Here is a 12262-nt window from a genome sequence, read left to right as displayed (position 1 = left end):
GTAACGGCCCGCGCGGGCCGTTGCAAGGTCAGTCGAACTTACGCGACGGCGCAAGAACGGTTGCTTCGCCGATTAGCACCTTTTTGTTGTTCACAAGACAACGGGTTTCCATCACCACGCGGCGTTTTGCGTGATCGATGCCTGTGACTTCGACCTCGGCCAGAACCATGTCGCCAGGGCGCACAGGGGCCATGAATTTCAGGGTTTGACCCAGATAGACGGTGCCGTGACCCGGCAATTGTTCACCAATCACAGCCGAGATCAGACCAGCGGTCAGCATGCCGTGGGCGATGCGGCCTTCGAAAATGGTGTCTTGGGCGTAGTCATCGTCCAAATGCACAGGGTTACGGTCGGTCGATACTTCGGCGAATAGTTCGATGTCTCGGTCGGTCACGACCTTGCGCAACGACCGGACCATACCGATTTCGATGTCTTCGATGCAAATCGTGCCGCGGGGGGCGTTATCCAGCATGTCGCGCTCCATAAGGTAACAAACGATCCAGTATTTGGGTCAGGTTGAAACTTTATTACTTTGCGACTGCAGAAAAAACAACCCCCTTTGCGGTTAACGTAGGAACCCTATGGCGTAGGTTGGGTTCTGCATCTCTTTGGAAACATAGGATTTTAGCAGGTCTGCGTCGGGGTGTACTTTGGTCGCAGTCTCGGCCGCGGCCAGTCCGCCGGTGATGAACAGAGAATCATACCCTTCGCCTTCGGCGCCCAAGATGTCCGTTTTGATTCCATCGCCAATGCACAGGATGCGGGCCTGATCCGCGTTTGGATCGATCTGCGCCAGTCGGCGGCGGGCCAGATCATAGATGGGCGGATGGGGTTTGCCGAAATACAGGCTTTCCCCGCCCATTTCGGTATAAAGCTGCGCCAAAGCGCCCGCGCACCATTCGCGTTCTTCGCCGCGGTCGATGATGATGTCTGGGTTGAAACACAGCATCGGTAGGCCCATTTGTTTGGCCTGCAGGAATTCGGGGCGCATGACGGCTGGGTCAGCTTTGGTATCAAACGGGCCGCAGTTCACGATGCCTTCGGCTTCGTCCAATGGGACGATTTCCACCGATACGGGGTTTTCGACAACGTTGATCGGTTCGAACACGGTTTTGTCGCGCTCTTCGCCGATGAACCACACCTTTTTGCCAGCGGCACCTGTGTGCAACGCAACGCGGGCCGCATCGCCCGATGTGGAAATGGCGTCATAGCTGTCTTTGGTCACGCCAAAGCCGTGCATCTGTTCGGATACCAGATGCCATGCGCGCGGCGCGTTGGTGACGTAAATCACTTTGCCACCTTTGGCGCGGTAATCTTCCATGGCTTTGACGGCGTCAGGATAGGCGGTCAGGCCGTTATGCATGCAGCCCCATAGGTCCACAAACAGCGCGTCGTAATTGTCGGCGATTTCGGAAAAGGTTTCGATAATCTGGGTCATTGGTCGCCCCTTTGGTCAGGTTTAACCCCTGCCTATAGAGCGCCAATGTAAAAGAAAAGCGTCTTAGCCAAAGGCCTGCGGATAGCGCAGTTCTAGTGACTTAGCCTTGGCCGGACCCGCGACCAGCGTGTGATCGACAGGATAGGGCGATGTCAGCCCATCAGGCGCGGTGCGAAACCCGCAGCGGGCGTAAAACGCGGGATCGCCCAACACGACCAGCGTTTGGTTTGTCATTTTGGCCCATTCGGTAATCATGCCGACCATGCGGCGGCCGTATCCCATGCGCTGCACATCAGGGTGGATCGCGACAGGCGCCAAACACAGCCAGTTTTTAGGCGCGATCATTTTGGACAGGGCCAGATAGCCGATGATCCCATGTTCGGACGGTAGCACCATTTCGCCCGCCATTGCGCGGGATTTGCGCAGCTTGGCGATCAGTTTGACTTCGTCCTGACCGCCGAACGCATGGGCAAGCAAGGCGTCAACTGCGGGTTCTTCGCCGCGTTGCATTTCGCGCAGGAAATCAGGTGAAAACATCGGTGCCCCCAAATGAAAAAGGCCCGCGCGATGGCGGGCCTTTGGAAATAGTCAAACCTTACAGTTTCAGGTTTGGAATGATCTGTTTTTTGCGGGACATGATGCCCGGCAGAACAACGCTGTCGCCTTCTACGGTTGCGCCGAACGATTTTTCAGCAACGGTTTTCACCAGATCGTTTGGAACGAACAGAGTTGCTTCTTCGTTCAAGATGTCCACGACGAACAGCAGAACCTGATCAACGCCGTCTTCGGTTGCAACGGTGGTCATGGTGTCCATGATCGACGCTTTGCGGTCCAGAACCAGTTTCGGCGCGGTGGTTTCCAGAACCGATACGCGGAATTTGGTGCCTTCTACGGCGTATTCTTTGGAATCCATGCGGATCAGTTCAGCGTCCGAAAATTCCGAGATGTCGGATTTTGCTTCGAACATTTCCGATGCATATGCGTTTAGATCTAGGTTCAGTTCGGACGCCAGTTTTTCAGCCAGCGCTTTGTCCACGTCGGTGGTGGTCGGGCTGCGGAATTCCAGCGTGTCGGACAGGATGCAGGACAGCATCGCGCCTTTGATGTTGTCTGGCATTTTCGCAGCGTCGTCGCCCATCAGGTCGTGCATGATGGTTGCAGTACAGGCCAGCGGACGGATGGTGATGTCGATCGGACCTTTGGTTTCCAGACCGCCAACCAGTTTGTGGTGGTCGATGATCGCGGTGATGTTCGCGTCATTGATCGCGTCAGGCAGTTCGGCAGGGTTGTTGGTGTCAACGATGACAACGTCCTGATCCGCTTCTACGCCGGAAATGATCTCTGGCTTTTCAAAGCCCCATTTTTCAACAACGAATGCGGCTTCGGTGTTTGGTTCGCCCAGCAGGACTGCTTTGGCGTCGATGCCTTTAATTTCGTTCAGATACCAAGCCCAAATAATAGGAGAGCCGGTGGAATCGGTGTCAGGGGATTTATGGCCAAAAACAAGCGTAGTCATGGGAGGATGCCTCTGCGGAATAATGTTTCGCGGGCCTTATAGGGGGCGGTTGGGCGCTTGTCACCTGTCTGCAACGCCGCAAGGGGCGTAGAAATGGTCTAATTGCATGGGACAGGATGCCAAGCTAGGGGATGGTATGGCTGCAATCCGCGAAACTGACCTGTATCTGCCGCTCAAGTCCTATCTTGAGGCGCAAGGCTATGAGGTAAAGGCCGAAATCGCGTCGGCCGATGTTGTGGCGATCCGCGCGGGCGATGCACCTGTGATTGTCGAACTGAAAACGGGGTTTTCGCTGGCCTTGCTGCATCAGGCGGTGGCGCGGCTATCTGTCACGGATGCCGTCTATGTCTGCGTGCCGCGTCCCAAAGGGCGGGCAGGGTACAAGGCGATGTTGGCCAACATCAAACTATGCCGCCGTTTGGGGCTGGGTGTTCTGACGGTGCGGTTGCCTGATGGCGTGGTCGAACCGCACTGCGATCCCGTTCCCTATGCGCCGCGCAAATCCAAACCGAAATCCGCCGCGCTGATCCGTGAATTTCAGGCGCGTCAGGGTGATCCCAATCTGGGCGGCACGCGCGGCGGGATCGTCACGGCCTACAGGCAAGACGCCGTGCGCTGTGCTGCGCATCTGGCTGAACACGGCCCGACCAAAGGCGCGGCGGTGGCCAAGGCAACAGGCGTCACCCGTGCCACGGCAATTATGGCCGCAAACCATTACGGTTGGTTCGAACGCGTGGAAAAAGGGATCTACGCGATCACTCAGGACGGTTTGCAGGCAAATCCACGGCCCAAGGATGTGGGGTAACCGTCCACCCGTTCTGCGCCAGCAGGTTCAGCACGCCATATTCCCCCGGCAAATGTGCCGCCCCGAACAAAGCCAGCGTTTTGCCATTCGCGGCGGCCTCTTCGATCACGGGTATCCACGCGATGTTGCGGTCGACCAATAACTCTTGGGTTAAGGCTTCGAATGTTTCAGTGGCCTCTGGCGTGGTGCCGTCTGGCGTCAGCGCCAGCGCGGCGCGCGACAATTCCCAAACACGCGCGGTTTCACCGTTAAAATAGCTGTCCAGCGTGGACATGAATAACGCATTTTCAAATTCGCTACCGACCAGTGATAATTTCATCAGATCGATCTGATCTTCGACGGATGGCCCCGACAGGATTTCTAACGTTGTACGCCAATCCTCTAGGCTGGTCGTCGGGATGTCCAATGTGACCGCGTCCTGCATGACCATAGCGTCCAGTCCGTTCAGGCCATTTACAATATCCTGCATCGCGCAGGGCGGAGTGCCGATCATCACCAGCAGGTACCACGGCTGTAATCGGGCCGCCATCACCGTTGGTAACCCGCGTGCGATGGCGGCCTCCTTTATCAATTCCCACGTCGGTTCATCTACCAATTCGATCAAGGTCTGACCTTCGGGCAGCAATAGTTTCGACGGATCGGCAACCATTTCGGATTGCATGACCGCCTGATCGTCCAGCGTCATTTCCACAAGCAGATGATCAACCGTTGCCAGATCGTGTTGAACCATCCCGTTAATGAACGACAGGCGCGGGTCCCAGATGTGCACGGATCCCCACAGAATGACCTCTTTATCGTCCCGAGTCGCCTTCCACGTGATGCCTTGGGCGTATGGAATTGCGTCGACGGCCTGATCAACGGCTGCCAGCGTTTCCGCAGATAAATGGGTTTCTATGCCGTCGCCGATGCAAAACGCTTGCACGGCCACAGGGCAGGTTGAAATCAGAAATCCGGCTACGATCGCACGCAAGGACATCAATAAACTCCGATACTTATTGATTTTGCAGCATAGGGTTCAGCCCACCCTGCTGCCAGCGGCAATTTCCGCGCCCGCAGTGATCGGCGGTAAAATGACGAAAATCGGTTGGTTTTTTTATCAGGGGCCCTGTTGACAGGTCTGATTACGTTGCCTAACTCTTTGCCGTTAGCACTCGAACCGAGTGAGTGCTAATAGCCCCAGAGGAGGGGCTTGGTAACAGAAATTACAGATAGCTAGGGAGCTACCGAAATGGCTTTTAAACCGCTGCATGACCGCGTTCTGGTCCGCCGTGTCCAAAGCGACGAAAAAACTGCGGGTGGTCTGATCATCCCAGATAGCGCCAAAGAAAAACCAGCCGAAGGCCAAGTTGTGGCTTGTGGCGAAGGCGCACGCAAAGATTCTGGTGAGCTGATCGCAATGGCTGTGAAAGAAGGCGACACCATTCTGTTCGGCAAATGGTCCGGCACCGAAGTCACCGTTGACGGTGAAGAGCTACTCATCATGAAAGAAAGCGACATCCTCGGCATCATCGCCTGAGATCGCATCTTTTCACGAAAAATAAGTAAGGATTACAGCAATGGCTGCTAAAGACGTAAAATTCGGCACCGAAGCCCGTAACCGCATGCTGCAGGGTGTAAACATCCTGGCAGACGCAGTTAAGGTAACGCTGGGCCCAAAAGGCCGTAACGTTGTTCTGGAAAAATCGTTCGGTGCTCCACGCATCACCAAAGACGGTGTTTCCGTAGCAAAAGAGATCGAACTGGAAGACAAGTTCGAAAACATGGGCGCGCAGATGGTCAAAGAAGTGGCTTCGCGCACTAACGACGAAGCTGGTGACGGCACCACTACCGCAACCGTTCTGGCACAGGCAATCGTCAAAGAAGGTCTGAAGCAAGTTGCAGCTGGTCTGAACCCAATGGACCTGAAGCGCGGCATCGATCTGGCAACTTCGAAAGTTGTTGAGCAGATCAAAGCAATGGCTCGCGAAGTTGCAGATTCGGACGAAGTTGCACAGGTCGGCACCATTTCGGCAAACGGCGAAGCAACCATCGGTCGTCAGATCGCAGACGCTATGCAAAAAGTTGGCAACGACGGCGTTATCACCGTTGAAGAAAACAAAGGCATGGAAACCGAAGTAGAAGTCGTCGAAGGCATGCAGTTCGACCGTGGCTTCTTGTCGCCATACTTTGTCACCAACCCAGACAAAATGATCGCAGAGCTGGAAGACGCTGTCATCCTGCTGCACGAAAAGAAACTGTCGTCGCTACAGCCAATGGTTCCTCTGCTGGAATCGGTGATCCAGTCGCAAAAGCCACTGATCATCATCGCTGAAGACGTAGAAGGCGAAGCGCTGGCAACTTTGGTTGTGAACAAACTGCGCGGCGGCCTGAAAATTGCAGCTGTCAAAGCACCTGGTTTCGGCGATCGCCGCAAAGCAATGCTGCAGGACATCGCAATTCTGACCGGCGGTCAGGTCATCTCCGAAGACCTGGGTATGAAGCTGGAAAACGTCACCATGGACATGCTGGGTTCGGCTAAGAAAGTTCAGATCTCCAAAGACAACACCACCATCGTTGACGGCGCTGGCGAAAAGGCAGAGATCGAAGCACGCGTTGCACAGATCCGCACCCAGATCGAAGAAACTTCGTCCGACTACGACCGTGAAAAACTGCAGGAACGCGTTGCGAAACTGGCAGGCGGTGTTGCGGTTATCCGCGTTGGCGGCCTGACCGAAGTCGAAGTGAAAGAGCGTAAAGACCGCGTTGATGACGCACTGAACGCAACCCGCGCAGCTGTCCAAGAGGGCATCGTTGTTGGCGGTGGTGTTGCTCTGGTTCAGGCAGCAAAAGGCCTGGAAGGTCTGGAAGGCGTGAACGCTGACCAGAACGCAGGTATCGCACTGGTTCGTCGCGCACTAGAGGCTCCTCTGCGTCAGATCGCAGAAAACGCTGGTGTTGACGGTGCAGTTGTTGCTGGCAAAGTTCGCGAATCCGACGACAAAAACTTTGGTTTCAACGCTCAGTCCGAAGAATATGGCGACATGTTCAAATTCGGCGTGATCGACCCAGCAAAAGTAACCCGTACCGCGTTGGAAGACGCAGCATCGGTTGCTGGCCTGCTGATCACCACCGAAGCAATGGTTGCTGACAAACCAGCCAAAGAAGGCGCTGCACCAGCAATGCCTGACATGGGCGGCATGGGCGGCATGATGTAATCATCGCCAACCGGCAGTATAAGGACGGGGTCGCCATTTGGCGGCCCCGTTTTTCTTTGGGGGAATAGATGCCTTTTGTTGTGATCGCAGTCTTTGCTATTTGTGCGTTGGCTGCCAATTCGGTCCTAATTCGTATGGCCGTTGTAGATTTCGGCGCGGACCCTGCGCAGTTTGCTGTGGTGCGCGTGGCGGCAGGTGCGTTGGTGCTGATGTCGCTTGCGACCCGTGGGCGCGCAATGGAATGGCCCAAGCCGGCCCGCGTGGCCAAAGGCGCGGTTGCCTTGGCCGGATATATCATCGGGTTTTCGATTGCGTACCGCAGTTTGGATACGGGGCTGGGCGCGCTGATCCTGTTTGGATCGGTGCAGCTGACGATCTTTGCTGCCGTGGTGATCGGCGGCGCGTCTATTCATCGTTTGCAATGGGCCGGCACGGCCATCGCGTTGGGCGGACTGGCGTATTTGCTGCGGCCTGATGGATCGGATGTGTCTTATATCGATGTGGCGCTGATGATTGGCGCGGGTGCGGCGTGGGGCGCGTATACGTTGCTGGGGCGCGGAGCCTCTGACCCCATCCAGAACAACGCGGTGAATTTTGCCTTTGCGCTGCCTTTGGTTGCGCCGTTGTTATTGATTTCAAACGGTGAATTGGGGGCAGGGGGGCTGATCTGCGCCGTGCTGTCTGGCGCGATTGCGTCGGGCTTGGGCTATGCCGCGTGGTACACGGTTGTCGCGCGGATCGATGCGGCCACAGCGGGCATTGTGCAGTTGTCTGTGCCGGTGATCGCGGCCTTTGGCGGGCTGCTGATCGTGGATGAACCAATCACGTTGCGCCTGATGATCGGGGCTGCGTTGGTTCTGGGCGGTATCGCCGTATCGATGATCCCCCAGATGCGAAAACGGCGCCCGTAGGCGCCGATTTCTTTATGCGTTGATGTAGGCCGTCAGTGTCGCCGCGACGCCGTTTTCATACAGGCTATTCAATGCCTTGCTGAATGCGGCGACAAAGGTTTCGTTCTGCCCCAGATCGCCGAATACGGCGGTGTTTTCCAAGAACGCGGCTGGGCGTTCTTTGGCCTCTTCGGCGTATTCTTTTAGCGCGACATGGTTGTCATCGTTTGGTTCGATGACATTGCCAGCTTCGTCCACGCGGGTGCAGTAGCGGCACCACAAAGCGACCTCGAGAGCTAGGCCGTAGACATCCGCGCCATTGGCCAGCGCGTCGCGCAGGGTTGGTAGGATGAATTTCGGCTGGCGGTTCGATCCGTCCAGACATAGGCGCGGGATGGTGTCGCCAATTTCTGGGTTGGAAAAACGTTGGATGATCGTTTTGCGGTATTTTTGATAATCCACGCCTTCGATCGGGTCCAATGTCGGGATTACTTCGCGCTGTTCCAATGCGTCTAGCCAGCCGCTGATCAGCGGATCGGCCATCGCATCATGCACAAAGTGGTGACCCAGCAGAGCCGATGGATAGGCGATCGCCGCGTGGCCGCCGTTTAGAATGCGCAGCTTCATCAGTTCGTATTTCGCGACATCCGCCACAAATTCTGCACCGACTTCTTCCAATGCTGGGCGACCTTGGGGGAAGTTGTCCTCTAGCACCCATTGGCGGAATGGCTCGCACGCCACTGGGGCTGCGTCGCAGATGCCGAATTTGTCGCGCACCAGATGGCGTTCGCGTTCCGACGTTGCGGGCGTGATGCAATCAACCATCGAATTTGGAAATGCAACGTTTGCTTCGACCCATGCAGCGAATTCCGGATCGGACAGTTTCGCCAGACCAACGACGGTCTGTTTCGCAACGTGGCCGTTTTCCGGCAGGTTGTCACAGGACATCACGGTGAACGGCTGTTCGCCCGCGTCGCGGCGTAGGCGCAATGCCTTTAGGATCATGCCGAATACGGTCGATGGGTTGTCGGGGTTTTCCGCATCTGCCACGATATCGGGGTGCTGCGTGTCAAACCCATCGGTTAGGGCATCGACGTAGTAACCGCCTTCGGTGATGGTGGTAGAGACGATTTTAATCTGCGGGTTGGCCATCGCGGCAACGGTGGCGTCTGGGCAGATTTCAACGAAATCAGCCATGGACCCGATGACTTGCGCCGTTAGGCCCGATGGGTCCAGTTCGACGACGGTTGTCAGCCAATCCTGTTCCGCCAGAACATCGCGCATGCGTGCATCGCCCTGACGAACGCCGGCGCCTTGGATGGCCCAGTCGTGATCGCGCCCCAAAGCGAACAGACGGTCCAGATAAACAGCCATGTGGGCGCGGTGAAAGTTACCGATGCCAACGTGCAGGATGCCGCAGGTCAATCCGCTGCGGTCATATTTCGGAGCAGCAACATTTTGACCAAGGTCGGCCAAAGCTGCGGAGTTCAAGTTGATAGCCATAGTGTGCCATCCAATTACTGCCGCATCGACGCGCGCGCCTAGCGGTGGGGGGTCAACAAAACAGGGGCATCGCCCCCGCACGGGAAGGAGAGCCGCGCCAAACAGATCGGCGCGACCCAATTGCCCTTAGGCGATGCGCAGACCTGCGCTGTCAAAGCGGTGGATTTTGTCCGCTTGTGGGGTCAGGTAAACGGTGTCGCCGTGGCGCAGACCGAATTCGCCGTTCACGCGTACAGTCAATGTTTCTGCCAGACCAGTGTCATGAACGTGCAAGAACGTATCGGAACCCAAGTGTTCGGAAACGCCAACCTTGCCGGACCATGTGCCTTCGGTGGCCGATGCGTCCAGATGTTCTGGGCGGATACCGATGGTTGCAGCGTTGTGTTTGGCGGCTTCGTCGCCTTCGATGAAATTCATCTTTGGCGAACCGATGAAACCAGCAACAAACAGGTTGCGTGGTTCGCGGTACAGATCCAAAGGCGATCCCACCTGTTCGATGTTACCCGCGTTCAGAACAACGATTTTATCTGCCATGGTCATGGCTTCGACTTGGTCGTGCGTCACATAGATCATGGTGGTTTTCAGACGTTCGTGCAGTTCCGAAATTTCCAGACGCATGCCAACGCGCAGCGCCGCGTCCAAGTTCGACAGTGGTTCGTCGAACAAGAATGCCGACGGTTCACGAACAATCGCACGGCCGATTGCCACACGCTGACGCTGACCACCCGATAGCTGACCAGGGCGGCGATCAATGTAGCTGTCCAGGTTCAGAACTTCGGCGGCTTTGTTCACGCGTTTGTCGATTTCGGCCTGATCCATCTTCGCCATCTTCAAAGGGAAGGCGATGTTTTTACGCACCGACATATGCGGGTACAGCGCGTAAGACTGGAACACCATCGCCAGACCGCGTTTTGCGGGTGGCAGTTCGGTTGCGTCGTTGCCGTCGATGCGGATCTGACCCGAGGATACGTCCTCTAGGCCTGCGATCAGGCGCAGCAGCGTGGATTTACCGCAGCCCGATGGACCTACGAATACAACGAATTCGCCGTCTTCGATTGTCAGGTCCAGCGGAGGGATGACGTTTACGTCGCCAAAAGATTTGGTGACTTTATCAAGAGTAATGCGTCCCATATTCGTATTCCCTTACTTCACGGCGCCAAAGGTCAGGCCGCGGACAAGTTGTTTCTGGCTGAACCAGCCCATGATCAGGATCGGTGCGATCGCCATGGTCGAGGCAGCAGATAGTTTTGCGTAGAACAGGCCTTCGGGGCTGGAATAGCTTGCGATAAAGGCTGTCAGTGGAGCTGCTTTGGTGACGGTCAGGTTGATCGTCCAGAACGCTTCGTTCCAGGCGAGGATGATGTTCAGCAGCATTGTGGATGCGATGCCCGGAATGGCCATCGGCGTCAGGATATAGATGATCTCTTCCTTGAGCGATGCGCCGTCCATGCGTGCGGCTTCTAGGATTTCACCCGGAATTTCGCGGAAATAGGTGTACAGCATCCAGATAATGATCGGCAGGTTGATCAGCATGATGACCAGAACCAGCGCAACGTGGCTGTCCATCAGGCCCATTTTGGTTGCACCGATATAGATCGGGTACAGAACGCCAACTGCCGGCAGCATCTTTGTCGATAGCATCCACATCAGGATATCTTTGGTGCGTTTCGACGGGGTGAATGCCATCGACCATGCTGCAGGAATTGCCACGATCAGGCCCAGTACGGTCGACCCGACAGAGATGATGATCGAGTTCCACAAGAAGCTTGTGTAGTTCGAACGTTCCTGCACAACGGCATAGTTTTCCAGCGTCCAGTCAAAGAACAAGAAGATGGGCGGATCAGCGATGGCCTGACCTTCGGTTTTGAAACTGGTCAGGATGGTCCACAAGATCGGGAAAAAGATCAGCAGACCAATTGTCCATGCGATGGCGGTATTCAGCGCTTTTTGCTGTTTGGTAACAGAACGTGCCATTGTCGCCCCCTTAGTCCAGGTTTTTGCCGACGATGCGCATCAAGAAGATCGCAACGATGTTGGCAAGAATGATTGCGTATACGCCACCTGCAGAGCCCAGACCGACAGCTTGGCTTTCGATAATGCGCTGGAAAATCAGGTAGGTCAGAGTTTTGGTGCCAAAGGCGCCGCCGGTCGTCACGAAGATTTCTGCAAAGATCGACAGAAGGAAGATCGTCTGGATCAGCAGAACGATTGTGATTGCGCGGCTTAGGTGTGGCAGAATGATGTACCAGAAACGTGCCAGCGTCGGTGCGCCGTCCATTTCGGATGCTTCTAGTTGTTCACCGTCCAGCGATTGGATCGCGGTCAGTAGGATCAGCGTTGCAAACGGCAGCCACTGCCAACTGACGATGATGATGATGGACAGCAGCGACTGTTCGGACATCCATACCACCGGCTCTGCGCCGAAAAAGCGCCACAGGTGGGACAAAAGACCGTTGGTCGGGTCCATGAACATGTTCTTCCAAACCAGTGCCGAAACGGTTGGCATGACAAAGAACGGAGCGATGACCATGATGCGGACTATGCCTTGCCCCCACATCGGACGGTCAAGAAGCAGCGCAAGCAGGACACCAAAAACAATAGTGATGGCAAGAACGCCACCAACAATGATCAAAGTGGTAACAATGCTTGGCCAGAAAGAGCTACTGCTAATAAAGCGGGTATAGTTTTCGAACCCAGCGAAGCCTAGATCGCCGCCGCGCATTGGCCTGTAGTCGCGAAACGATAGGTACAGCGTGGCAGTCAGCGGAACGAGCATCCATCCCAGAAGGAGGGTGACCGCAGGCGCCATCATGAGGCGGGCAGCTGAGCGAGAGTGTTGTGTTGCCATGATACACTTCCTCTGTTGGCAGTAATGACACCACCTGAAAATTTATTGAGTTGTGCGGGGTGTTAGTA

Annotated in this window: 13 protein-coding genes; 4 read left to right on the top strand and 9 right to left on the bottom strand. The window is 55.8% G+C overall.

What is annotated here, in order from left to right; all coding sequences use genetic code 11:
• Positions 1 to 28 precede the first annotated feature (28 nt).
• The 4 genes from ACXAGA_RS02040 to ACXAGA_RS02025 form a co-directional block, all read right to left on the bottom strand.
• Positions 29 to 472, bottom strand: a complete 444-nt coding sequence (locus ACXAGA_RS02040; RefSeq protein WP_475115850.1) for a MaoC family dehydratase — start codon at positions 470 to 472, stop codon at positions 29 to 31.
• A gap of 93 nt (positions 473 to 565) precedes the next feature.
• Positions 566 to 1438 carry a TIGR01459 family HAD-type hydrolase gene (locus ACXAGA_RS02035; protein ID WP_475115849.1) on the bottom strand — a complete coding sequence of 291 codons (873 nt, stop codon included), beginning with the start codon at positions 1436 to 1438 and terminating at the stop codon, positions 566 to 568.
• Positions 1439 to 1501: 63 nt separating this feature from the next.
• On the bottom strand, positions 1502 to 1975 hold the full coding sequence (locus ACXAGA_RS02030; protein WP_475115848.1) for a GNAT family N-acetyltransferase: 474 nt from the start codon (positions 1973 to 1975) through the stop codon (positions 1502 to 1504).
• A gap of 58 nt (positions 1976 to 2033) precedes the next feature.
• On the bottom strand, positions 2034 to 2954 hold the full coding sequence (locus ACXAGA_RS02025) for a manganese-dependent inorganic pyrophosphatase (protein ID WP_475115847.1): 921 nt from the start codon (positions 2952 to 2954) through the stop codon (positions 2034 to 2036).
• 136 nt (positions 2955 to 3090) lie between these two features.
• Here ACXAGA_RS02025 and ACXAGA_RS02020 point away from each other — a divergent pair, with 136 nt between their 5' ends.
• Entirely contained in the window at positions 3091 to 3759 is a 669-nt protein-coding gene (locus ACXAGA_RS02020; protein WP_475115846.1) for a DUF2161 domain-containing phosphodiesterase, read from the top strand.
• On the opposite strand, the gene ACXAGA_RS02015 is transcribed toward ACXAGA_RS02020, so the two are convergent.
• Complete coding sequence (locus ACXAGA_RS02015; protein ID WP_475115845.1) at positions 3710 to 4735, bottom strand: TraB/GumN family protein; 1026 nt, start codon at positions 4733 to 4735, stop codon at positions 3710 to 3712. The genes ACXAGA_RS02020 and ACXAGA_RS02015 overlap by 50 nt on opposite strands.
• Before the next feature lie 252 nt (positions 4736 to 4987).
• Here ACXAGA_RS02015 and groES point away from each other — a divergent pair, with 252 nt between their 5' ends.
• The 3 genes from groES (at position 4988) to ACXAGA_RS02000 (ending at position 7864) form a co-directional block, all read left to right on the top strand.
• Positions 4988 to 5275: a co-chaperone GroES gene (gene groES, locus ACXAGA_RS02010; protein ID WP_086451646.1), complete on the top strand. Its 288-nt coding sequence runs from the start codon at positions 4988 to 4990 to the stop codon at positions 5273 to 5275.
• 40 nt (positions 5276 to 5315) lie between these two features.
• Positions 5316 to 6953, top strand: coding sequence for a chaperonin GroEL (gene groL, locus ACXAGA_RS02005; RefSeq protein WP_475115844.1), 1638 nt, complete (start codon positions 5316 to 5318; stop codon positions 6951 to 6953).
• Positions 6954 to 7021: 68 nt separating this feature from the next.
• Positions 7022 to 7864 (top strand): DMT family transporter, encoded by an 843-nt coding sequence (locus ACXAGA_RS02000; protein ID WP_475115843.1) that lies wholly within the window; start codon positions 7022 to 7024, stop codon positions 7862 to 7864.
• A 12-nt stretch (positions 7865 to 7876) separates the two neighbouring features.
• Here the strand turns inward: ACXAGA_RS02000 and ACXAGA_RS01995 are convergent, their stop codons facing one another.
• From ACXAGA_RS01995 to ACXAGA_RS01980, 4 genes are all read right to left on the bottom strand, one after another.
• On the bottom strand, positions 7877 to 9346 hold the full coding sequence (locus tag ACXAGA_RS01995; RefSeq protein ID WP_475115842.1) for a mannitol dehydrogenase family protein: 1470 nt from the start codon (positions 9344 to 9346) through the stop codon (positions 7877 to 7879).
• A gap of 126 nt (positions 9347 to 9472) precedes the next feature.
• Positions 9473 to 10477: an ABC transporter ATP-binding protein gene (locus ACXAGA_RS01990; RefSeq protein ID WP_475115841.1), complete on the bottom strand. Its 1005-nt coding sequence runs from the start codon at positions 10475 to 10477 to the stop codon at positions 9473 to 9475.
• A gap of 12 nt (positions 10478 to 10489) precedes the next feature.
• Positions 10490 to 11320 carry a carbohydrate ABC transporter permease gene (locus ACXAGA_RS01985; RefSeq protein WP_475115840.1) on the bottom strand — a complete coding sequence of 277 codons (831 nt, stop codon included), beginning with the start codon at positions 11318 to 11320 and terminating at the stop codon, positions 10490 to 10492.
• A gap of 10 nt (positions 11321 to 11330) precedes the next feature.
• Positions 11331 to 12194, bottom strand: a complete 864-nt coding sequence (locus ACXAGA_RS01980; RefSeq protein WP_475115839.1) for a carbohydrate ABC transporter permease — start codon at positions 12192 to 12194, stop codon at positions 11331 to 11333.
• Positions 12195 to 12262 lie beyond the last annotated feature (68 nt).

Source organism: Marivivens sp. ABH4_498 (genome assembly GCF_056160585.1).
The sequence above is the reverse complement of the archived record's forward strand: the minus strand, read 5'-3'. Positions and strand labels throughout refer to the sequence as shown.